This is a genomic window from Embleya sp. NPDC001921 (genome assembly GCF_053594475.1).
The window spans coordinates 56,227-78,607 of sequence record NZ_JBSFEO010000035.1 but is presented as its reverse complement, the minus strand read 5'-3'; the positions used below and the strand labels follow the sequence as shown (position 1 = coordinate 78,607).

Below are 22,381 nucleotides of genomic sequence, written 5' to 3'. Positions count from 1 at the left end.
CCACTCCCCTATCCGACGACCGGCAGGCCGTCGGCGCGGCGCCAGCGCATCGCGGTGGCGAAGGACAGGTCCACGAATTCGGCGTCCGGGAAGACCTCGGCGTAGCGGGCCCGGTACTGCGCGCGGGTCAGATAGTGATCGGACATCAGGTGGTCCAGCCACGCCGCGCCGGTACGGAAGCGGTACAGCCACCACGCGTCCCGGATCCGCAGCCGGCGCACGTCACGGCCCAGTTCACGGGCGGCGGACACGATGTACTGCCGGCGCGTCGCGGCGGGCACGGTGGCCACGTTGTCGACCAGCACGATCTCGCCACCGGGTCGGACCAGCGACTTCAGGTGCGCCAAGGCCACACCCAGGTCCGGGAGGTGGTGCAGCGTGCCCATGCTCAGCACCAGGTCGAAGCCCAGGGCGTCGTGTACGTCGGTGAGCGAGGCGACCTCGTAGCGCACCCGCTCGTGCGGGCGCCGTACCCGCGCGACCTCGATCAGCGGCGCGCTCAGGTCCGCGGCCAGCACCTCGGTGTAGGAGCCGGCCAGGGCGAGTGCGTGTCGGCCGGAGCCGCACCCCGCGTCCAACGCTCGGTCACCGGTCAGTTCGAGTTCGGCGAGCCACTCGCCGAGGGGGTCGCACAGTCCCGCATAGCGGTCGTAGTCGCCCGCGAAGGCGTCGAAGAGTTCCGGGGCGGCCTTGAGCGGTTTCGTTGACTTGGTCAAGAATGGCTTGCGTGTCCCGAACCACGTGCGGGTCCCGAACCAAGTGCGCGCCGCGGACCAGGCACGCGCCCCGAACCACCGACGCGGCACCGAACGTTCCCCGTCGGCCGGCGCGCGGTCGGTCACCCGATCGACCATCGGGCGATTCGTCCCGATTCGCGGCGCCGGGACCGGATTCGCGTTCTTCGGTCTCCCGGTCGCCCGGTCCGACACCGTGCGACTCGAAGCCCTTCGCCCCTCAATCATGCCGAGGATGACGCCCCCATGTCCTTCGTACTCGTCGACAAACCCCGCCCCCATGTCACGCTCATCACCCTCAATCGTCCGGACCGCATGAACGCCATGGCCTTCGACGTCATGGTCCCCTTTCGCGAGGCTCTGGAAGCCGTGAGCGCGGACAACGATACGCGTGTCGTCATATTGACAGGTGCCGGGAGTGGATTCTGCTCCGGTGCGGATCTGGAGAATTCCGGTCGCATCCCCGGCATCAAGGGCCTGACCCGAACCAGCATCGCCCGCCGATCGATGGAGATCCTGGACGACGTGATCCTGGGGCTGCGCCGGATGCACCAACCGGTGATCGGCGCGATCAACGGCCCGGCGATCGGCGGCGGCTTCTGTCTCGCCACCGCCACCGACATCCGAATCGCCGCCGACACGGCGTACTTCCGGGCCGCCGGCATCAACAACGGGCTCACCGCGAGCGAGCTCGGAATCAGCTATTTGCTCCCCCGGGCGATCGGGTCGTCTCGGGCATTCGAGATCATGTTGTCCGGACGGGACGTGGACGCGACCGAGGCCGAGCGGATCGGACTGGTGTCGCGCGTGGTGTCGGGCGAGAAGTTGCTCGACGACGCGTACGAACTCGCCGAGCGGATCATCGGGTTCAGTCGAGTGGGGGTGGAAGTGACCAAACGGTTGCTGTGGTCCGGCATGGAAGCCGGCAGCATGCACTCGCACATGGACCACGAGGGGCACGCCCAGTTGTATGTGCGACTGACGACGGAGAACTTCGAGGAGGCCATTCGCGCCCGCAAGGACAAGCGGCGACCGGAGTACAAGGACTGACGGGCTTTCAGACGGATCCACGGACCTACGGACCCATGGAGCCACGGGTCTTCGAAGCTTTGGAGCTATGGAGTCACGAAGCTTCAGCCGAAAGACTGACGGATATTCAGCCGGATGCCGGCGTGATGTCGACGCGATGCCGGTGTCACATGTCCGTAATTACTTGGTCCGGACTTCACACGTTGAGTGAATGTTGAACATGTGTTGACCGGGAACGGGCAAGCTCAGGCTCATAGTGCGGCGGTCCGGCCGGATCCGGCGGGGCCGCCGGCCACACCACGGGGGTGTGAGCGAGATGCGAGGAGAGTTTCCGTGCTGCACGGAAGGAACGACGAACTGGCCGCCGTCACGGCACTGCTGCAACGGACGCGCGCCGGTGACGGCGGAGCGGTCGTGCTGCGTGGGGCCGCGGGGGCGGGCAAGACGACGCTCCTGGCCGAGGCGGTGTGGGAGGCGAAGGGCATGACCGTCCTGCGGACGGCGGGCCCGCGCGGCGGTGGTGCGCTCCCCTATACGGCGCTGCGCCAACTGCTGGCGACGCTGCACCCCCGGATCGGCCGCCTGCCGCACACCCGGGCCCAGGCGCTGCGCATGGCGCTCGGCCTGGCTCCCGGCGCGGCCGACCGGGGCGTGGTCGCCGCTGCGGCCTGCTCCCTCGTCGTGATCGCCGCCCGGGAACAGCCGGTCCTGGTCCTCGTGGACGACGCGCACTGGCTCGACGCGGCCTCGGCGGCGGTCGTCTCCTACATCGCGGGCCGCGCCGAGGGCCTCCCGATCGCGGTCCTGCGCGCGACACGCGAACGCGTCGACGCGTCAGCGGACGGGGGGACTTCGGCACCGGGGGCCGGAACGGGTCCGGCGGGTCCGGCGGGCGCGGGTGATGTGGGTGGCGCGGACGGAGCGCGCGGCTCGGGCGGAGCGCGCGGCTCGGGCGGGGCGGAGGCCGCGGGTGTGGCTGCGGCTGGCGCTGTCGCGTCGGTCGAGGACGAAGCGGGCGTGGCGGCGGCACGGGCCGGGCGGGACACGGGAGTCGAGGCCCACGTCGACGAGGACTTCGGCACACCCGCCGCGCACGAACCTGTGGCGCGGATCCGGCGAGACACCGGGGTCGGAGCCCAGGCCGACGGGAGCTTCGGCGCGCCCGGCGCGTACGGGCCGGCGGCACGGGCCGGGCGAGATGTGGGAGTCGGCGAAGGTGTCGGCGAGTTCGTCCGCGAGGCGGATCCGGCGCCGGCGGCCGAGCGCGATGCGTTGTCGACGCGGGCGGGTCTCGGCGATGCCGACGCGGGTGTGAACTACGCGCGGTGCACACCGGACGCCGGCGAGCACGCGTCACCCGAACATGCGCCCGATGGACATCGATTCGACGGTCTTGGCGAAACGGCCACCGCCGAGCACGCATCCCCACACGCGGATCAGACGGCAGCCGAGGACGGTCTGCGCACCCACTCCCGACCAGACCGGGCAGGCGCGCGAGCGGACGCAGCCGGCGCCGCCGGCACTCGCACGCACGGCGCGGACTTCGGGACCGAAGGACGGCCGGAGTCTGTCGGCGACTTCGCGGACCGTGCTCGTGGGTCGGGTCTCGCGGATCCGGCGGCCGAGGACGGTCGGCACGCCGACTCCCCGCACAGCCGGACCGGCGCGCGGGTGGCTTCCGAGCCCGTGGCCGAGGAAAGCCCGCGCGCGAGGGGGTATGGGCGGACCGCCGGGACGGATGTTCTGTGGGGTGAAGGGCCCGGTGTGGAGGCGACGGGCGCGGCGCGGCATGGCGAGGCCGAGCGGACCGCTCACTCGTCGGGCGTCGGGCGGGGCGAGGATCGTGCGGTGACCGGTGCGCCGGCCGGGGCCACCGGCCGAGCCGGCGGGCGGAGCGCCGCCGCGTCGGGTGCGCGTCGGGCGAGTGCGGGTGCCGCCGTGGCAGGTGGGGACGTACCGTTCGCGGCGTTGCCGGAGGATGCTCGCCGGCTGCTCGCGTTGGCCGCGCTCGAACCTGCTGCCGACCTGGACCAGTTGGCCGTCGCCGGGCGCCGGGTCGGCATCGGGCGTGGCGCTCGGCTCGCGGTGTTGCGGGCCGGTCTGGTCGACGCCGCCGAACACCGGGTGCGGTTCCGGGACGCGTCGACTCGCGAGGAGGTACGCCGCTCGCTCACCTCCGCGGAGCGCCGCTCGCTTCACGGAGCACTGGTCTACGCCGCGAGCGGTGCTCTCGCCTACCGGCGACCGTGGCACCTGGCCGCGCTCGCCACCGGGCCCGACGCCGAACTCGCCGCCGCCCTGGAGGCCGGGGCCGGCCGCACCCGCCGCGAACTCGGCGCGGGCGCCGCCGCCGCGACCTGGGAGCAGGCCGCCCGGCTGACCTCCGACCGCCCGACGGCCCGCCGCCGCTACGTCGCCGCCGCGTACGCCGCGTGGGAGGCCGGCTTCCCGACCCGCGCCCGCACCCTGCTCGACACCGCCGACGCCACCGACCTCGACGGCGTCGCCGACGAGGGCACTTCGGCCCACTCCTCCGGGACCGCGATCCGACTCCGCGCCGCGCTGCGACACGCGGAAGGACACCGCTCCGAAGCGGGAGCACTGCTCTTGGACGCCGCTCACGGCCGCGCCGCGCTCCTGCTCGCCGCGACCGGCGCCGCGTGGGAGGCCGGCGACCGGGCCCGTACCACCCAGGCCCGCACCGCCCTGGCCGCTCTCCCGCTGGCCGCCGACGACCCGCTGCGCACCGTCGTGGCCGCGCTGGGCGCCGACGGCGTCTCGCCCGCGATGGTGGCGCCGGCCACCCGGGCCCGGCTGTACGGCCTGGGCATCGCGCTGTGGGAGGTCACCCCGCTGGCGGTGCACGCGGCGGCGACCGACCAAGCCGCGTACGACGTCCTGTTGGACGAGGCCGCGGTACTTCGCACACACGGCGCCCGAGGCGCCCTCGCCGCGGCCCTGATGCCACTCGCGGTCGCCGGCGCGCTGTCCGGACGGGCCGTCGAGGCCGAGACGCACGCCGCCGAGGGCCTGCGCCTGGCCCGCGCCACGGGACAGGGCACGCTGGCCGCCTGGTTCCTCGCCGCGCTCTCGATGGCCGCGACCACCCAGGGCCGGATCGCCGAAGCCCGCGACGGCGCCTGGCAGGCCCTGCGCCTGACCGGCACCAAGGGCCTCACCCCGGTCGGCGCCTACGCCCTGTACGCACTCGCGGTCGTCGAACGCGCCGAGGGCCGCACCGAAGCCGCCTGTGAGCTCCTCGCCAAGGCGCTGGCCGCCCCGGCCGGCGCCCTGATGGAGGTACGCATCCGCGCCGAACTCGCCACCGCCGGCCCCAACCGCTCCGGCCTCGCCGCCCTCCCCCCACGCCCCACCCACCCCCAACTCCCCACCCTGGCCCTGACCGGCCGCATCACCCGAACCCCCCAACTCGCCGCCGGTACCGCCTGACCCCACGAGCAGTGCTCCCGTGTCGCGGCGCGGGAACGCGGCCACGCCCCGCCGGACCGTGCGTTCGCCGGGTGCCCGGTCAGGCCGAACCGCCCGGTCGCACCAGGCACGCGATGCCTGTGACGCGGGGGGGTCTCGGCGCGGCGCGCTGCGGGCCGGCGGGCCACGCCGGGTGCGGCGTAGCGGGCTCGCGTCGGATCGGTGGGGCGGGCCCGTGTCGGATCGGTGAGGCGACAGCGAGATTACTCACAGCGATCGATCGGTCACCACGCAGCCCCGGTTGGCTTCGGTGGGGGGATTCGGTGGGTGGGCCGGGGGATGGCGGACTTGTTCGGGGGACTCCTGGGTAGATCGTCGGCGTGATGGAACGCGGCGCGATCGAGGACTGGGACACCCGGCTGGGCTGGATGCGCGCGCTCGTGTCGGACGACGAGATCGCGCACCGACGCGCCCTGGACCGGTATCTGCGGGTGACCGGGGAAACACGCGAAGCGCGCGAGGCGTACGACACGATCGTGTTGCGCGTGCCGCGCTCGGTCTCCGCCGAGGAGGCGGCCTGGCAACGCTTCCGTGCCGCGTGGCTGCGTACGCCCGCCGCGGCGCTGCTCACCGAGCAGCTCGCGCCGGCCGACGTACCCGATTGGGGCGGGCTGCCGTACGCGCTGATCTATCTGGAGTGGGAGGCCCACTACCCGATCGAGTGGACCCGGCACGCCAAGGTGTGGAGCACCAAGCAGCGGCTGATCCGGCTGCTCGCCGTACCCGGGCACCACGACGACGTCCGGGCCCGCCTGGTGGACCTGGTCGAGCTCGTGGTGTACCGCCGACACCGGTGCAAGGACCGCGAGTACTCGCGGATCGCCCGCGCGGTGGACGGCGAGGACCTGCGCGCCCGGCTCGCGAAGGCGCGCGACTCCGGTGAGCCCTGGACCCGGGACCAGGCCGGACACGTGTTGTGGCTGCTGCACAACCCACAGATCCCGATCAACCGCACGAACTGGTTCCGCTGGCTGTCCGCGAAGCTGCCGACCGGCGATCGGCTCGACGCGGGCGCGAACACGGACGCGGACGCGAACACAGACACAGACACCGCGGACGCGAACACCGACACCGACACCGACACCGACACGGACACGGACAGCGGTTCGAACACGGACCCCGACGGTGGCCCCCACAAGCCCACCACCCCCGCCGACCCGCTCCCGCCCAGCCCCTGACGAGCCGTCATTTCGCGTACAACACACCACCTCCCGCCATAGGTTGTGCACCGACAACGCCGACGGCGACACGCACGGACGTCGGCGACTTCTCGACATCGGCAGCAGCCATCCGGGGGACGACATGGGTCGAGCCGACGACATGGGCACCACAGGGAAGTCGAGCCGGTTACGGATACCGCGCCCACCCGCCCCGGAGCCGGAGGCCGCGATCCGGTGACCGCGGAACCGGAGACCGACCGCCCCCCACATGTGCTGGTCGTGGACGACGACCCCTCGATCCGGCGTGCCCTGGAGCGCGGCCTGCGCCTGGCCGGGTACCACGTCACCCTCGCCGCCGACGGCACCCGCGCCCTCGAACTGATCGCGCCCGCCGAGCCGAAGACGCCCATCGTGCCCGTCCCGGTCCCGCAGGTCGTGGTCCTGGACGTGGCGATGCCCGGCGTCAGCGGCATCGACGTGTGCGCCACGCTGCGCGCCCGAGGCACGGAGACGCCGGTCCTGATGTTGTCCGCTCGCGACGAGACCGCGGATCGCATCGCGGGCCTGGAGAGCGGCGCCGACGACTACCTGGTAAAGCCCTTCGACCTGCGCGAACTCGACCTTCGATTAAGGGCGTTACTGCGCCGCCGTCCGGCTTCGGGGATCGGCGAGCCGCTGCTGCGGGTCGGCCCGGTCGCGGTGGACGTCGCCGCGCACATCGCGACCTGTCATGGCGTCGGATTGGATCTGACTCGTCGCGAGTTCGCGCTGCTGGAGGTGTTCGCCCGCAATCCGGGACTGGTGCTGACCCGGGATCAGTTGCTGGACCGGGTCTGGGGCTACGACTTCGACGTGCGTACCGACGTGGTCGACACGTTCGTCAGCTACCTGCGCCGCAAGTTGGAGGCGGGCGGTCGCCCCCGCGTGCTGCACACCGTGCGCGGGATCGGCTTCGTGCTGCGAGTCTCGGGCGGTCCCGGATGAAGCTCGCCACGCGGGTCGCGCTGTCGGTCGCCGTCTTGGTGCCGCTGCTCGTACTCGGCGCGGGCACGCTCGTGGTGGGTTGGGCCCGGCACGATCTGACCCAGCGCCAGGACCGGCAGTTGCAGGAGCGAGCCGAACGACTGACGCCGCCGGCAAGGGCGTTGGTCCGCACCGATCTGGACGACCGCCAACAGGCGATCCGCACCCGGCAGTACCGGATGCTCGGGATGGCCCTGGACGTCGGCGTGCGGGTGGACACCCCGGACGGGCCGCTGCGGATGGGCCCGCAACCGCCGGAGGGAACGACCCTGCCTTCGCACGCGCCGTACCCGGTGACCGTGCACACGGGCGGGCGTTCGTGGCGGATGGTGACCCGGCCGCTGCCGACCGGCGCGCTCTACGTGTTCGTACCGTCGGGCGAACCGGCCGCGCAGGCGGCGCTGTTGCGTCGGCGGGTGTACGTGGTGACGGCGTTCACGGTGCCGCTGTCGGCGCTGGCCGGTCTGGTCGCCGGCACCGCGGCCACCCGGTCGTTGCGCGTGTTGCGCCGCCGGGCGGCCCGCCTGGATCCGGACGGCGGCGCGCACGACGCGGTGCACGTACCCTCCGGCGTGGTCGAGGTGGACGAACTCGGCCGCACGCTCGACGACGTGCTGGGCCGGTACGCGGCGCAGACCGCGCGCACCCGCGAGGCGTTGGAGACCGCACGTTCGTTCGCCGCCACCGTCGACCACGAACTGCGCGGCCCGCTCACCGGGATGCGCACCGATCTGGACGTGCTGGCCACCTATCCGGACCTGGCCTCGACCGAGCGCGAGGACGTGGTCGCGGACCTGCGGATCGGCCACGAACGGGTGTTGGCGGTACTGACCGCGCTGCGCGCGCTCGCCCAGGGCGACCTGGTGGACGCGGCGGCGTTCGGTCCGGTGGAGTTGGCCGAGGTCGCGCACGCGGCGGTCCGGGCCGCGCCCGCCCGCCGCCCGGGCGTCGAAGTGCGGGCCGCGGTACGGGTCGAGGCGCCGCACGAGGTGGTCGTGTACGGACTCGCGGCTGGGTTGCGGCTGCTCGTGGACAACCTGATCTGCAACGCGCTGGTGCACGGCGCGAATCGGGTGCTGGTGAAGGTGCTGCCCGGGCTGGATTGCGGCGTGGTGTGCGTGGACGACGACGGGCCCGGGATCGCGCCGGAGTTGCGCGAGGTGGTCTTCGAACGCTTCCACCGCGGGCCGAACAGCCCCGGCGCCGGGCTGGGTCTGACCCTGGTGGCCCAACAGGTCGCGCTGCACGGCGGTCGGGTCACCGTGGGCGTGCCGCCGTCCGGGCGCGGCACCCGGATCGAGGTGGTGCTGCCGCTGCGCGCGGATCCCCTGGCGGCACGCGAGCGCGCGTGGCTGGGCGTCCGGGTCCAGGCGCCGCCGAGTACGCCCGCCCGGCCCGCACCGGCGCCCTCGGCGCGCGCGGACGTACCGAAATCCCGCGCGGCACCCCGGTCCGTCGGCAAAATCCCTTCCCCGGCCGCCCGTTCACAGGAAACCCACAAGGATCGTCCCTAGCCTCGCGGTACGCCGTGCCCGCCCGGGGTGGGGCGGGCCCGGCGTTTTTTGGGGAGGCCGTGCATGCGTGTGTCCGACCGCATGGGGGGCGCGGACCTCACCGACCCGGTGTCCACGGGGGTACGGCTTGCCGCACCCCTGGCGTATGCGGGAACGCCCGGTGGCGGCGGCCACCGGGCGCCCGCCCCGTGCCCACGGCTGTCGCGGCGGGACCCGCGGCGGGCCGAGGCGCCGACCCGATTCGACGGCGACCGTAGCGGCACGGGTCACATGGCGCGCATCCGACGGCGGAGCGCGACGGACGAGCGGCACATCCGGCCGGAGGTGGCGACCCGCCTCGGGAACTACCGGGCCACGCCTGGGTATCCGACGCCGGAGTGGCGGCGGCGGAGCAGCCCTTCAACGGTGCGCCGGGCGTGGCGTGCCGCCCGACCGGAGAGACCGATCGGGTGAGTCGCGGACTCGCGCTGCCCGGGGTGGCGGCGGGCGTCCTGGCGGCGCTGGTGTCGGCGATCGTCGTGCTGACCGCGTGCGGCGCCGACGGAAGCGGCACGGGCACCCACGAATTGGGCACGATCGCGCCGGCGGCCGACCCCGGACCGACCGCACCGAGATCGCCGTTCACATCGACCGTGGTCGGCACCCGAAACACGATCCGGCACGCGTGCGCGGACGTCGAGAAGCCGGTACAACCCTGAACCGAGCCGCTCCGGGGGCCGATGCCGTGGTCGGCCCCGAGGACCGGTGTGGGACGCGCGGATCACGGAGGGGGCGATCCGAACATCCCACACCGGTCCCACCTCCCGCCTCCCACACCAAGCACCGGCCCACCGCCGCCCACCCGCGACCGACAACCCCGCACCACCGCCCGCACCAAGTACCGCCGTGCCGCGCCCCTCGCCACGCCATCGCACGGACCCCGCACCGACCCGAGCCGCCTCACTCGCCCGAACCCGACCCACGCCAAGGCCGCGCCACGGCCACAGCGCAAAACCGCCCCGCGAAACCGCCCGGCAAAGCCCCACCGCGACCCGCATCGCCTCGACCGCCGCCGCACCTCAGAGTTCGAGGAAGCGCAACACCGCCATCACCCGCCGGTGGTCGGTGTCCGAGGGCGGCAGGTCGAGCTTGGTGAAGATGTTGCCGACGTGCTTCTCCACCGCCCGCTCGGTGACCACCAGCTTCTTCGCGATCGCCGCGTTCGTCCGGCCCTCGGCCATCAGCCCGAGCACCTCGTGCTCGCGCGGGGTGAGGGTGCTCAGCCCCCCGCTGCGCAGTCCCGCGCCGAACAGTTGGGTGACCACCTCGGGGTCCAACGCGGTTCCGCCGGCCGCGACTCGCTCCAGCGCGTCGGTGAAGTCCCGGGTGTCCACCACGCGTTCCTTGAGCAGGTAGCCGACGCCCGCCGCGTTGCCGCCGAGCAGCTGTGCCGCGTACCGGGTCTCGATGTACTGCGAGAAGACCAACACCCCGATGCCGGGATAGTCCCGGCGGATGTCGATCGCAGCACGCAGGCCCTCGTCCGTGTGCGTCGGGGGCATCCGGATGTCGACCACACAGACGTCCGGCTTGTGTTCGGCCACCGCCGCGCGCAGCGCGTCGGCGTCCGCGACGGCTGCCGCGACCTCGTGGTCACGGTCGAGAAGCAGTTGAACCAGGCCGTCCCGCAGGATCGCGGCGTCTTCGGCAATGACGATGCGCATGGGCTCGATCGTCCCATGATCCGACCGCACCCCGGACCCGATCGTCTCGGGCCGGATCCTCTTACACCCGATCATCTCGGGCCGGATCATCTCGGCTCCGATCCTCTCGCCCGGCCGCACCCTCGGCCCGCCCCGACCCTCACCCGCGGATCGGCAGCTCCACCGTCACCTCGGTCGGCCCGCCCAACGGGCTGACGATCCGCAGTACGCCGTCCACCGTGCGCACCCGCTCGACCAGACCGGTAAGACCGCTGCCCTTGCCCGCGTTGGCACCGCCGCGCCCGTTGTCGGTGACCGACAGCAGCAACCGGCCGTCCCGGACGAGCACGTCGACGGCCGCCGAGGTCGCGCCCGAGTGGTGCGCGACGTTGGTGAGCAGTTCGGCGGCGCAGAAGTACGCGATGGTCTCGATCGTGGCGGGCGGGCGTACGTCGATGTCGGTGTGCACCTCGACCGGGACCGCGCTGCACGCCGCCAGTGTGGCCAGCGCCGCGTCCAGGCCCTGGTCCAGGACCGGCGGATGGATGCCCCGCGCCAGGTCGCGCAGTTCCACGATCGCCTCGCGGGCGTTCCCGAGCGCGCTGTCCACGAGTGTGCGGGCGCGGTCCACGTCCATCGGACGCTCGACGTCCTCCGCCTCCAGCTTCTCCTTGGCCATGCTGAGGTTCATCGCGAGTGCGACGAGCCGGGCCTGCGCGCCGTCGTGCAAGTCGCGTTCGATTCGGCGCAGCGTCGCGGCCGAGTCGTCGACGGCGATCGCCCGGGTCTCCTCCAGATCGGCCACCCGCTGCGCGGATTTGGTCGGCCCGAGCAGGGCCGGGATGAGCAGCCGGTCGAGGTATACGACGGCGCGTACGGCCCAGGGCGCGAGCAGGACGAGCAGGACTCCGGACGCGGACGCCACCAGTTTGAGCGGCCAGGTGTCGAAGTACACGTCGCCGATCTGCATCCCCGAGTGGCGCACGACGCCGTGCGAATCGGTGACGGTCGGGTCGAACACGGCCACGAGCAGCGGATAGACCACCATGATCAGCCCGTAGCTCCAGAACGCGCCGGTCACGATGGCCATGACGACGCCCAGCGGGAACTTGATCACGTGGTACGCGATCGCCCGCCAGCCCTCGGCGTTGCCCAGCGAGGAGCCCAGCAGTCCGAGCGGGCCGCGCTTGGGCCGAAACTTGCGCAGCGGCGGCGTCTCGACCCCGAGCATGGCGCGCGCCAACCCCCGATGCACCCCGCCCCACGCCCGCGCGCCCATCACGGTCAGGCCCAGGATCGGCAGACCGATCAGCGTGATGGTCAGCGCGATGCCGAAGGCCGTGAACACGAAGGTCACGCCGAAGCCGATCACCGCGAGCGGGAGGGTGAGGATCGCGTAGCCGGTCTCGGCCCACGTTCGTCTCGTGAACGGGGCCTTCAGGAAGGGATGCATGGGGGACGTCCTCGGGGCAATTCGGGCGCGGCGGTGGAATGGTCACGACGGTGGAGCGTCACGGCGGTTGAGCCGTACCGGCGGATTCGTCACGGTCCGGTCGAGACCGTATCGGTGGAGTGTGTTCATGCTCCACGCGGCGGGGGTGTGCGGGCGAGGGTGACACCCCCCGACCTCACGGTTCGGCTAGCCCCACCTTTCCGCCACCCCTCCCCGGCCTTCCCCGGCCTTCCGCCGCCCTTCCGCCACCTTCCCCGACTCCCCCGACTTCCCCGGCTTTCCCGACTTTCCCGGCTTTCCCGGCTTCCCGGCTTCCCGGCTTCCCGCCGCCTTTCCGCCACCTCTCCCCCACCTCGCCCGCCTCCCCGGCTATTCCGCCACATCTCCCCCGTCCCTCCCCCGACGTGAAGAGGCACGACGCGTCCTGCCCGCCGCCCGATCCCGGGAGGCATCACCGCGTCTGCCGCGCGGCCCCCACACGCATCGCGGCCGCCACCGCGTCGGCCAGTTGCTCGGTCTCCTCGGCGGTGAGGGTGGCCACGGTGATCCGCAGTCCGGGCGGCGAGCCGATCCGGTAGCGCGCACCGGGCGCGACCGCCCAGCCGCGCGCGAGCAGGGAGGCGACGGCGGTGGTCTCGTCCGGAGCCGGGACCCATACGTTGATGCCGGTCCGGCCGGTCGCGGCGACACCGCGTGCGCGCAGGGCGTCGATGAGTCGGGTACGGCGGAGCCGGTAGGTCTCGCGCGCGACGTGGATGCGCTCGGCCACATCCGGGTCGGTCCACGCGTGGGCGACCGCGAATTGCAGGATGTGGCTGACCCAGCCGGGGCCCAGCCGTTGTCGGCCGCCGATCCGGTCGATGGTCACCGCGTCGCCGGTTGCCACCGCGCAGCGCAGGTCCGGTCCGTACGCCTTGGCGGCCGAGCGGATGTGCGCCCAGTGGGTGGTGACGCCGGTGAGGGTGTGCAGGTCCAGGCCGGAGATGTCGTTGCCGTGGTCGTCCTCCAGGAGCACCACGTGCGGGTGGGCGGCCAGGATCGGGCGCAGCGCGGCGGCCCGTACCGCCGACACCGAGGCGCCGGTGGGGTTCTGCGCGCGGGTGGTCACCACGAACGCGCGAGCGCCGGCCCGCAGCGCGACCTCGGTCGCGGCCGGGTCGGGGCCCTCGTCGTCGACCGGGATCGGCTGCGGGGTCAGGTTCAGCGCGGCGAGCAGGTCGAGCAGGTTGGCCCAGGTCGGGTCCTCGACCGCGACGAGGTCGCCGGGGCGCAGGTGCGCGACGAGCGCGCGTTCCAGGCCGTCCAGCGCACCGGAGGTCGCGGCCAGGTGCGCGGCGTCGACGCCGCCCGCGCGCAGCACCGTGCGCGCGGCGTCGGCGAACGGTTCATACAGGGCGCCGTGCTGGTAGAGCGTGCGCCATTCGGCCGGGTTCGGGAACGCCGGCGACGGCAGCAGGTCGGGATCGGGCTCGCCGGTGGACAGGTCGCGGGTGCCGGGCGGCATGGACGGGCCCAGGTCGTTGCGCCGAGTGGTGGCCGGTCGGGCCCGGATCCGAGTACCGGCCCGGCCGTGCGTCTCCACGATGCCGCGTTCGCGCAGGGTGCGGTACGCGGCGGCGACGGTGTTGGCGTTGACGCCCAGCTCGGCCGCGAGCGCGCGCACGGGCGGCAGCGCGTCACCGGGGGCGAGTTCGCGGGCGTGCAGGTCGCGCTCGACGGATGCGGCGATGTCGGCGGCGGTGCGACCGGTGGTGGCCATGTCTCTCCTGCGTCCGGGCACGTTCGGTGCCTGCTGCCCGGCGGGGTCGGTGGTCGGGGCGTCGGGGGTGGGGGCGTCGGGGGTGGGGGCGTCGGGGGTGGGGGCGTCGGGGGTGGGGGTGGGGGTGGGGGTGGGCCTGTCGGTGATCGGTGGTCGGGGCTTCGGGCGGCAGGTCGGTCGGACGGCGGGTCGGCGACAGGTCGTCGGATTATGCCGTTGACAGCCTCCCCGACCTCGCCTCTATCGTACTACTCCAATGAGTTCTTTGAACTAGTACAAAGGATCTTCGCGATGACCGAGTACCCCGCCACCGCCGCCACCACCCCGTATCGGCACCGCGACCGCATGCACTACGACGTCGAAGCCGTGCACGCGATCCTGGACGCCGGCTTCCTGGCCCACGTCTCGTTCACCCTCGGCGGTCGCCCCCTGCTCATCCCGCTGGCGTTCGGCCGCGACGGCGAACGCCTGTACCTGCACACCTCCAGCGGCGGGCAACTCGCGCTGGCCGCACGGGCGAGCGGCGCCGAGGGCCTGCCGGTGGCGGTCTCGGTCACCCACGTGGACTCCGTGGTGCTCTCCCGCTCGGCGATGCACCACTCGATGGACTACCGCTGCGTGATCGCGCACGGACCGCTGACCTACGTCGCCGACCCGGACGAGCAACTGCACGCCTACCGGGTGATCATCGACCACCTGGTCCCGGGCCGCGCCGACGATGTGCGGCAGCCATCCCCGAAGGAGAACGCCCAGACGGCGGTGCTCCGCCTGGAGTTGGACCAGGTCGCCGCGAAGATCCGCGACCACGGCCTGGCCGAGGACCCCGACGACCTCGACCTGCCGACCTACGCCGGCGTGGTACCCCTGACCACCACGCGCGGCCCGATCCGCCCGGACCGAGACCAGGAGATCCCGGCCTACCTCGCCAAGTGGCTCGACGCGTCCTGAGCCGCCCCGGTGTGCCCGGCCGGCACCGCGCCCGAGGGGTGGTGCAACTCGGTTGTCCTGGTGGGTCAGTCGTGTTCGACGCGGGCCGCCAACCGACAGACCGCCGCGACTGCTACCACGAACACGCCCGCCACGATGGCGAGTTGGGTGGTCGGGAGGTCCACGCTGTCGTTCCTGGCGGCGTCGGTGACCACCTCGAGGACGCGCGCCGCCGGGCTGCCCGGGATGATCAGGGCCGCCAGGGTGGCCAGCGCGGCGAGCGGAACGGCGTACGCCGGGCGGCGTAGCAGCGGGCGGTTGGTCAGCGCGCCGATCGCCACACCGGCCAGGATGGTGACGAGTTGGGCCACCGCTCCCGCGGCGATCGCCTCGCCGCGATCGACGCCGTGCGTCGCGTGGTCGGCGATGCGATCGGTGGAGGCGGCCAGCGCGCCGGTGCACAGCGCGGCGAGCACGCCCGACAGGACCAGCGCGACCAGCAGCGCCGCCAGATGCGAGCGGCCGGGTCCGACCGCCGCCGCAGCGGTCTGCCGGGCCGCGGCGGGCTCGACCGTGACCGACACCCGGGTGAGCCACACCGCGATCGGCATGATCGCCGCAGCCGCCCAAGCGAACGACCCGAGCAGCGGATCGCCGCCGGCCGCGCCGATGGCCATCACGGCGGCGTAGACCAGCACCGGCGGCACCCACCGGTAGGAGCGCAGCACCAGAGCCGCCTGATAACGCACCACGGCGGAGATCACGCGCCGTCTCCTTCCCGGCGTACCGAGCGCACGCCGACCCCGGGCACGGTGGTGAGCAGATGGCGCAGCAGCGCGTCGGAATGCGCCGTGGTGGTGTGCAGCCGCAGGACGCCCGGTCGGGTCTCCTCGCGGTCGGGATCCCCCGGGAGGCGGTCGAGTTCGGGGCGGTGGCCGCTGTCGATGTCGATCACCACGCGGATCGCGTTCACGGCGGAGATCGCCGGGGTGACCGCGCCCGCCTCGACCCGATAGGTGTCGGTCACCTCGTCGGCCAACCGGCGCGGATCGTGGTCCACGAAGACCACCGTGGCACCGGCCTCGACCCGTTCGACGACACAACCGTCCAGGACGTCCCGCGAGCGGCCGTCCAGTCCGGTCCACGCCTCGTCCAGTACGAGCAGGTCGGGTTCGGCCATGAACGCCTGTGCCACGGCCACCTTTTGGCACGTGCCCTTGGACAGTCCGCGCAGCGGTGCGCGGGTCTTGTCCGCGAAGTCCAGGCGTTCGGCCCACTCCTGGGCGCGCCGCCTGCTCTCCCGGCCGGTGAGGCCGTGCAGCCTGCCCAGGTGGGTGAGGTAGCGCAGGGCGGTGAGCGGGAGTTCGGGCGGGAATCGTTCGGGGACGTAGGCGGCCGAGCCACGTTCGGTCACGCTGCCGGTGGTCGGTTCGCACACCCCCGCGAGGACCCGGAGCAGGGTGGACTTGCCGCTGCCGTTGGCGCCTTCCACCCGGACCAGGCCGCCGCGCGGCAGGTGCAGGTCCACCGCGCGCAGCACCCATGGCCCGCGCAGGGCGTATCGCTTGCCGACACCCGTCAGGTGCACCGCCGTCCCCCTTCACCGGAGCCTCGGCAGCAGACCTTACGGCAGGACGAGATCGCGCACACGGCACCGGTGACCGGCGTCGGGTACGAACTGCCTTGCCGCAGGCGGCGTTCGGGCCGGGCGGCCGGTCGGCTGGTCGGCTGGTCGAATCGGGCGCGGGTGGCTCGTGGCGGACGGCGGACGGCGGACGGCGGACGGCGGAGGATGGGCACAGGCCCGGCATGGGCGAGGCTTCGGATACGCGCACTGCTCCGGGCACGCGCAAGGGCCCGCCGCCGAGGCGACGGGCCCTGCGTACGTGCTCGTGGTGCGGTTGCGCGGATCTACATGGCGGTCTTGGACGCCTTGGGCGCGGCGGCCTTCAGGTCGGCCGCAGCCGGGTTCGGCACCGGGTCGGGGAGCTTTTGGCAGACCGCGTCGGCCGGGCCGTGGCCCCTGCCCTTCGGGGTCTTGCCGGTGACCAGGTACTCGTTCAGGTAGTCGTCCAGGCAACTGCTGCCGCTGAGCGAGATGCCGTGGTTGCGGCCGCCCTGCTCGACCACCAGGGCCGAGTCGCGCAGCAGCCGGTGCATCGTGACGCCACCCTGGTACGGGGTCGCGGCGTCGTTGGTCGCCTGGAACAGCAGCGTCTTGGGCAGCTTGTCGTTGGCGACGTTCACCGGCTTGAGGCCGGATGTCGGCCAGAACGCGCAAGCCGCGTTGAACCAGACGTTGTTCCAGGTCAGGAACGGCGCCTTGGCGTAGGTCTTGACCGCGTCCCGGTGCCAGGTCGCCCAGTCCTTGGGCCAGGACGCGTCCCGGCACTGGGTGGCCAGGTAGCCGCTGTTGACGTTGTCGTTGGCCGGGCTCGGCGCCGCCAGGTCCTCGTACGCCGTGCGCAGCGGACCCGTGACGTTGTCGACCACGTAACCCGAGAAGCCCTCGGCCAGTTCGGCCCAGGTCGAGTCGTTGTAGCCGCCCTGCGCGAACGCGTCCTCGAGCTCCGAGCCGCCGACGACGCCCTCGGCCGGGTTCTTGCTCAGCTTCTCGCGCATCGCGTACCAGGCGCTCTCCACCTTGGCGGGGTCGGTGCCCAGGCGGTAGTTCGCGTCGTACTTGGCGACCCAGCCGAAGAACGCCTTCAGGTTGCTGTTGAAGGCGACGTCCTGGCTGAGCTGGCTGCCGTACCAGATGCTGTCCTTGCTCGGGTCGACGATGCTGTCCAGCACCAGTCGCTTGACCCGGTTCGGGAACAGCTTGGCGTAGACCGAGCCGAGGTAAGTGCCGTACGAGTAGCCGAAGTAGCTGATCTGCTTGGCCCCGAGGGCGGCGCGGATGGAGTCCATGTCCGCCGCCGAAGCCGGCGTGTTCATGTGCTTGAGGAAGTCGCCGTACTTGGCGCCGCACGCCTGGGCGTAGTCGTACACCCGCTTGATGTTGGTCAGTTCGTCCCCGAAGTTGTCCGGGACGGTGTCCGGGCGGACCGGGTTGTTGAAGCCCGGTACGCAGTCCAGGTGCGGTTCGCTGGCGCCGGAGCCGCGCGGGTCGAAGCCGATCACGTCGAACTGCGCGGCCACCTCGGGGCGCAGGTTCTTCGCGACGTAGCCGGCCAGACCTCGGCCGGGGGCACCGGGGCCGCCGGGGTTGACCAGGAGTGGGCCGAGCGACTTCGCGGCGGTGTGCGGAATCCGCGACACCGCGATGGTGATCTGTCGGCCGCCGGGGTTGCTGTGGTCCATCGGGACCTGGAGTGAACCGCATTCCAGCTTCGGATAGTTCGAGCTGCCGCAGTTCTTCCAGGCAATGGGGGTGGATGCGGACTCGGCCGAAGTTGCGGGCGAGTCGTCCGCCAAAGCCGGTGGGGCGAGGGTCAGAAGCCCGCCCACCAACGTCGTGGCGGCTGCGAACGCGACGAGAGTGTGTCTCTTCACGTGGGTGTTCCTCCATGTGACGGAGCTGTCACGAGTGACATCGACGCCGGAGATGCTGCCGTGCCGACGACGGGTGCGACGAGGGGGCGGTCGGGTCGGAGTATGAATCCTTGCCAAGCGGAGTGGTAACCATTACCCAAATTTTGGGTTTGCCACATGCAAAGCCCGTTCCATCGCTTTTGCACCCACTCGAACCGGAAACCGGATGATCGCACTCCGCAGCCAACGCGCGTAGCTGACGGCGCCCCAGCCCAACACGCAACGCGGCGCGCGGCGCGGCACGGCGCGGTGCGGTGCGGTGCGGTGCGGCACGGTGCGGTGCGGTGCGGTGCGGTGCGGTGCGGCACGATGCGCGGGTGGGAATACGGGGGTGAGATGCGGCGGCAGCGCGGCGACGACGTGACGGCAGCACCGCAGCGGCACGGCGGAGGCCCGACCGTGGCGAGGCGGTCGGGCGCCCAGGCCGGCCCGGGAGGAGGCGGCCGTGACACGGCGACGACCCGTCCGTGGCGTGAAGGCGGCGCGACATCGACGTGCCTCTCGGCACCTTGGCGGCCGGCAGAAGGCGGCAATCTGCGCAAGGCCGGCGCGAGGCCGCAAGGCCGGATCGGGCCCTGCGCGGGCCCGATCCGTTGTGTTGCTCAGCCCAGGTAGGGCGGGGTCTGGCCCCAGTCCCAACGCGGCATCGGGGTGTTCGGCAGCGGCGGCGGGTTGGGGCCGGAGTAGATGATCGCCATCCGGGTGCCCCACTCCAGGTAGTACGCGAGCACGCCACGGAACTCCGGGTCGGCGGGCAGGCCCACGTCGTCGGCCGTCTCCAGCAGCAGCGCGACCCATCGGCGCCGCTGCGTCTCGGTGATCCCCCGGCCGAGGTGCTTCGAGGCCATGTGCCGATGCCCGCCCAACTCGGTGCTGTAGCGGGACGGCCCGCCGAACACCTCACCCAGCCAGGACGCCACGTGCTCGGCGTGGTGCGAGTCCATCTCCGCGAACACCGGGGCGAGGATCTCGTCCTTGGCCACCCGCTCGTAGAACGTGCCGAAGAGCCGCTCGAACGCGGGCGCCCCGCCGGCCCACTCGTACAGCGACGGAGTCGAACCGCCCTTACCCACCACGTCGGTCACCGCGTAGTGCCGCATCTCCTCGATCGCGATGACGTACGGGCGGATCGCGGCGAAGAACGCGCCGAAGTGCTCACCCTTGCGGAAGCCGTTCAGGTGCGCGTCCGTCGAGGTCCAGCGAATGCGCAGGATGTACGCGGACGGCTCCTCCTGACAACGGCTCAACTCGTAGTCCACACACTCCGGCGCCGCCGCGAGCGACTCGGCCGCACGGGCGTACGCGGCCTCGAACTCGGTGCCGTCCGCTTCGGCAATCGTGTAGCGGATGTATTCGACGATCATGAACGGTCCCCCATGCAAGACGCTGGTTCGATCGCGTCAACCATAGGCATGATCGCCCGCCCGGCGATCATCGACGCAAGCCGATTTCGCCAACCGCGTAAGCCAATCCCCTCCCCCAACCCGACACACGACCGAAGCCCCGATGGAGGAGTGCCCGGGCCGGGCGGCGGGGGTCTGCTCACCCAGCCCAACGCAACCGAATCCCCTGACGGGGGAAGCCCAACCGGGTGGGGCGGGGCTCGGGGCGGGCACCGGCCCGAGCGGGGGGCGAAGGCCCGGGGCGGGGGGCGAAAGCCCGGGCCGGGGGCAGGAGCCCACCCGAGCGGACGGCACGGGTTCAGCCGAGCGAGTACGGGGGTCCGGCCGACCGGGCGCGGGAGCCCGGCCAAGCGGGGCAGGAGCCCGCCCCCGTCGGTGCAAGTGCCCGGCCGAGTACGGGAGTCCGTCTGAACCAAGCACGGGAGCCCGGCTGAATGGGAGGAGGCAAGAACCAGCCGAACCGACCGCAGGATCCTGCCCGAATAGCTGCAACAGCCCCAGCCGACCGAACACGGGCCCGGTCAAACGGGCGGCAAGAACCCATCCAAGCTGGAAGACAAGAACCCGCCCGCCCCACCAACCACAGGACCCACTCGAACAGGTACGAGAGCCCGGCCGACCGAACACGAAAGTCAGGCCGGGCGGGCGCGGGAGCCCGAGCCGGAGGCAAGAACCCGCCCCACCGAGGCAAGCAAGAGCCGGCCTGGGCGGGAGCAAGAGGCCGGCCACACGGCTGCGGGGACCCGGCCGCGTGGGAGCAGGGGCCCGACCACACGAATGCAAGAACTGGGCCGAACTGGAAGCAAGAACCAGCCCAGCCAAGAGCAGGAGCCTGCACACGTCGGTGCAAAGCCCGACCACGCGAATGCGGGAGTCCGGCCGAGCGGGAGCAGGAGCCCGGTCGACCAGGAGGCCAAAGCCCGGCCAAGCCGGGGGAAGAATTCGCCCCACCGAGAACAAGAGCCGCTCCAGCCGGTCCAAAAGCCCAGCCGACCCGGTGCGGGAGCCCGGCCAAACAGGCGCCGGAGTCCGGCCGGCCGGGGCGCGGGAGCCCGGCCAAGATGGCGCAGGAGTCCGGCCGACCGGGCGCGGGAGTCCGAAGCGGGTACCAAGACCCGCTGACCTGAGGGCAAGAGCCTGCCCCCGCGAGAGCAGGAGCCCGGCCGACCACGTGGCACAAGCCCGGCCGAACCGGGGGCGACGCTCCACCGAGAACAAGAGCCCGCCCGAACGGGATCACGAGCCCGACCGTGCGAGTACAGAAGTCCGGCCGAACGGACGCGGAAGCCCAGCCAAGCCGGGGCAAGAACCCCGCCGGGCCAAGGGCAGGAACCTGCCCGCGTCGCTGCACGACCCCGACCGGCCGGGTGTGCGAGTCGGGCTGAACACTCGGTCGAGCGTGGGATTCCGGCCGAACACCCAGTCCGGCGTGAAAGTCCGGCCAAGCACTCGGTCCGGCGCAGGACTCCGGCCGAACACCCCGTCGGGCAAGCGGCATCCAGCCCGCGTCGCGGCCGGTGTGTTTCCTGGCGCCCTCGCCGGCGGGCCGCGCTGCTTTCGCCGCGTGCGCGGTCGGCGAGGCTTCAGTCCGTCGCGCTCGGCCCGACGTCGAGCACCACCTTGCCCGCGACGCGTCGGCCCGCGAGGGCCTCGAAGGCTCGCGCCACCCGCTCCCACGGCTCGCGCAGGCCGACCTCGACCACGAGTTCCCCGGCGGCCACCAGTGCGACCAGCGTGGCGAGATCGGCTCCCGGACTGCTCGCGTCGCCGAACGAACTCAGCGTCCGGGTCGCTCCGAGCGCGAACGTCGAATACGGCGGGAACACCGCAGGCTCCCCCGAGGCCCAACCGATGCTTCGGATACCACCTCCGGGCGCCAACAGCCCCCACGCGGCGACCAGTTGCGGCCCACCGACGTTGTCGAGCACCAGGTCCAACGGCTCGTCGATCCCCTCAAGGCCGGTGACGATCTCGGCCGCGCCGAGGTCGACCAGGCCGGCGGCACGCTCCGGCGCGCCGACGGAGGCGATCACGTACGCGCCTGCCCGCGCGGCGAGTTGCACCGCCATGCGCCCGACACCACCCGACGCACCGGTGATCAGGACACGTCGACCCGCCACCGGACCGCTTTCCCGCAGTACCCGCAACGCCGTGACGCCGGCCACGGGCAGTGCCGCGGCGGTCTCCGAGGCCACCGAGTCGGGGAGTTCCGCCAAGGCGTCGACGTCGACCGCCACCCGCCGCGCCCAAGCACCCGGCGTACACGCCACGACCCGACTGCCCACTGCGGGCCCGCCGCCGTCCGCCGCCGCCCGCACCACCACGCCCGCCGCGTCGAAGCCGAGCACCGTACCCGCCGGACGCACGTCCGTACGCAGATCGCCATGGTTGACCGACACGTGCCGCACGTCGATCAGGACCTGCCCGGGCCCCGGTTCCGGCTCGGGTATCTCCGTCACCCGGACCCCGGCCGGCGCCTCGGGATCCACGACCAGCGCACGAACAGTCATATCCGCTCCCTCAATTGATCGATCCGACGGCCGAGCCGGATGAGCCCGACGTCCCGGCGCCCCGGTCACCCGGTCACCCGGGACGCCGGGTCGCCAAGGTCGCCGGGTCGCCGGGCAGTCCGGCGATCGGTGACCGGCACCGGCCGCGCGCAGCACGCTGC

Annotated in this window: 16 protein-coding genes; 7 read left to right on the top strand and 9 right to left on the bottom strand. The window is 72.6% G+C overall.

The window, feature by feature from the left end; all coding sequences use genetic code 11:
• Positions 1 to 8: 8 nt before the first annotated feature.
• On the bottom strand, positions 9 to 716 hold the full coding sequence (locus ACWCPW_RS33945; RefSeq protein ID WP_449765397.1) for a class I SAM-dependent methyltransferase: 708 nt from the start codon (positions 714 to 716) through the stop codon (positions 9 to 11).
• A 264-nt stretch (positions 717 to 980) separates the two neighbouring features.
• Between ACWCPW_RS33945 and ACWCPW_RS33940 the strand changes: the two genes are divergently transcribed.
• From ACWCPW_RS33940 to ACWCPW_RS33915, 6 genes are all read left to right on the top strand, one after another.
• Positions 981 to 1,784 (top strand): enoyl-CoA hydratase, encoded by an 804-nt coding sequence (locus tag ACWCPW_RS33940; RefSeq protein WP_395865429.1) that lies wholly within the window; start codon positions 981 to 983, stop codon positions 1,782 to 1,784.
• A 312-nt stretch (positions 1,785 to 2,096) separates the two neighbouring features.
• Positions 2,097 to 5,213 (top strand): AAA family ATPase, encoded by a 3,117-nt coding sequence (locus ACWCPW_RS33935; protein ID WP_449765396.1) that lies wholly within the window; start codon positions 2,097 to 2,099, stop codon positions 5,211 to 5,213.
• A 362-nt stretch (positions 5,214 to 5,575) separates the two neighbouring features.
• Positions 5,576 to 6,430: a hypothetical protein gene (locus ACWCPW_RS33930; protein ID WP_449765395.1), complete on the top strand. Its 855-nt coding sequence runs from the start codon at positions 5,576 to 5,578 to the stop codon at positions 6,428 to 6,430.
• Positions 6,431 to 6,646: 216 nt separating this feature from the next.
• Entirely contained in the window at positions 6,647 to 7,396 is a 750-nt protein-coding gene (locus tag ACWCPW_RS33925; RefSeq protein WP_449765394.1) for a response regulator transcription factor, read from the top strand.
• Complete coding sequence (locus tag ACWCPW_RS33920; RefSeq protein ID WP_449765393.1) at positions 7,393 to 8,949, top strand: sensor histidine kinase; 1,557 nt, start codon at positions 7,393 to 7,395, stop codon at positions 8,947 to 8,949. Before ACWCPW_RS33925 ends, ACWCPW_RS33920 begins: the two co-directional genes overlap by 4 nt.
• 449 nt (positions 8,950 to 9,398) lie before the next feature.
• On the top strand, positions 9,399 to 9,647 hold the full coding sequence (locus tag ACWCPW_RS33915) for a hypothetical protein (protein ID WP_449765392.1): 249 nt from the start codon (positions 9,399 to 9,401) through the stop codon (positions 9,645 to 9,647).
• A gap of 360 nt (positions 9,648 to 10,007) precedes the next feature.
• Here ACWCPW_RS33915 and ACWCPW_RS33910 read toward each other — a convergent pair whose 3' ends face one another.
• From ACWCPW_RS33910 to ACWCPW_RS33900, 3 genes are all read right to left on the bottom strand, one after another.
• The gene (locus tag ACWCPW_RS33910; RefSeq protein WP_395865441.1) at positions 10,008 to 10,652 is read right to left on the bottom strand and encodes a response regulator; all 645 of its coding nucleotides are present in this window, start codon (positions 10,650 to 10,652) and stop codon (positions 10,008 to 10,010) included.
• 139 nt (positions 10,653 to 10,791) lie between these two features.
• Positions 10,792 to 12,084 (bottom strand): sensor histidine kinase, encoded by a 1,293-nt coding sequence (locus ACWCPW_RS33905; RefSeq protein WP_449765391.1) that lies wholly within the window; start codon positions 12,082 to 12,084, stop codon positions 10,792 to 10,794.
• Between the two features lie 451 nt (positions 12,085 to 12,535).
• A complete protein-coding gene (locus ACWCPW_RS33900; protein WP_449765390.1) occupies positions 12,536 to 13,843 on the bottom strand; it encodes an aminotransferase class I/II-fold pyridoxal phosphate-dependent enzyme in 1,308 nt (435 codons plus the stop codon).
• A 291-nt stretch (positions 13,844 to 14,134) separates the two neighbouring features.
• On the opposite strand from ACWCPW_RS33900, the gene ACWCPW_RS33895 reads away from it, so the two are divergent.
• Complete coding sequence (locus tag ACWCPW_RS33895; RefSeq protein WP_449765389.1) at positions 14,135 to 14,791, top strand: pyridoxamine 5'-phosphate oxidase family protein; 657 nt, start codon at positions 14,135 to 14,137, stop codon at positions 14,789 to 14,791.
• A 65-nt stretch (positions 14,792 to 14,856) separates the two neighbouring features.
• Here ACWCPW_RS33895 and ACWCPW_RS33890 read toward each other — a convergent pair whose 3' ends face one another.
• The 5 genes from ACWCPW_RS33890 to ACWCPW_RS33870 form a co-directional block, all read right to left on the bottom strand.
• Entirely contained in the window at positions 14,857 to 15,534 is a 678-nt protein-coding gene (locus ACWCPW_RS33890) for an ABC transporter (protein ID WP_449765388.1), read from the bottom strand.
• On the bottom strand, positions 15,531 to 16,358 hold the full coding sequence (locus ACWCPW_RS33885; RefSeq protein WP_406299740.1) for an ATP-binding cassette domain-containing protein: 828 nt from the start codon (positions 16,356 to 16,358) through the stop codon (positions 15,531 to 15,533). The genes ACWCPW_RS33890 and ACWCPW_RS33885 overlap by 4 nt, the downstream gene beginning before the upstream one ends.
• Before the next feature lie 323 nt (positions 16,359 to 16,681).
• Positions 16,682 to 18,076, bottom strand: a complete 1,395-nt coding sequence (locus ACWCPW_RS33880) for an alpha/beta hydrolase (RefSeq protein ID WP_449765465.1) — start codon at positions 18,074 to 18,076, stop codon at positions 16,682 to 16,684.
• 833 nt (positions 18,077 to 18,909) lie between these two features.
• A complete protein-coding gene (locus tag ACWCPW_RS33875; RefSeq protein WP_449765387.1) occupies positions 18,910 to 19,671 on the bottom strand; it encodes a globin domain-containing protein in 762 nt (253 codons plus the stop codon).
• 1,622 nt (positions 19,672 to 21,293) lie between these two features.
• A complete protein-coding gene (locus ACWCPW_RS33870; RefSeq protein ID WP_449765386.1) occupies positions 21,294 to 22,220 on the bottom strand; it encodes a zinc-binding dehydrogenase in 927 nt (308 codons plus the stop codon).
• Between the last annotated feature and the right edge of the window lie 161 nt (positions 22,221 to 22,381).

What these genes read in the sequence shown, in the direction of transcription:
- ACWCPW_RS33880 (WP_449765465.1), bottom strand. Translation starts at nt 18,076, where the DNA reads ATGGACCACAGCAACCCCGGCGGCCGACAGATCACCATCGCGGTGTCG.
- ACWCPW_RS33905 (WP_449765391.1), bottom strand. Translation starts at nt 12,084, where the DNA reads ATGCATCCCTTCCTGAAGGCCCCGTTCACGAGACGAACGTGGGCCGAG.
- ACWCPW_RS33875 (WP_449765387.1), bottom strand. Translation starts at nt 19,671, where the DNA reads ATGATCGTCGAATACATCCGCTACACGATTGCCGAAGCGGACGGCACC.
- ACWCPW_RS33900 (WP_449765390.1), bottom strand. Translation starts at nt 13,843, where the DNA reads ATGGCCACCACCGGTCGCACCGCCGCCGACATCGCCGCATCCGTCGAG.
- ACWCPW_RS33895 (WP_449765389.1), top strand. Translation starts at nt 14,135, where the DNA reads ATGACCGAGTACCCCGCCACCGCCGCCACCACCCCGTATCGGCACCGC.
- ACWCPW_RS33920 (WP_449765393.1), top strand. Translation starts at nt 7,393, where the DNA reads ATGAAGCTCGCCACGCGGGTCGCGCTGTCGGTCGCCGTCTTGGTGCCG.
- ACWCPW_RS33930 (WP_449765395.1), top strand. Translation starts at nt 5,576, where the DNA reads ATGGAACGCGGCGCGATCGAGGACTGGGACACCCGGCTGGGCTGGATG.
- ACWCPW_RS33940 (WP_395865429.1), top strand. Translation starts at nt 981, where the DNA reads ATGTCCTTCGTACTCGTCGACAAACCCCGCCCCCATGTCACGCTCATC.
- ACWCPW_RS33910 (WP_395865441.1), bottom strand. Translation starts at nt 10,652, where the DNA reads ATGCGCATCGTCATTGCCGAAGACGCCGCGATCCTGCGGGACGGCCTG.
- ACWCPW_RS33870 (WP_449765386.1), bottom strand. Translation starts at nt 22,220, where the DNA reads ATGACTGTTCGTGCGCTGGTCGTGGATCCCGAGGCGCCGGCCGGGGTC.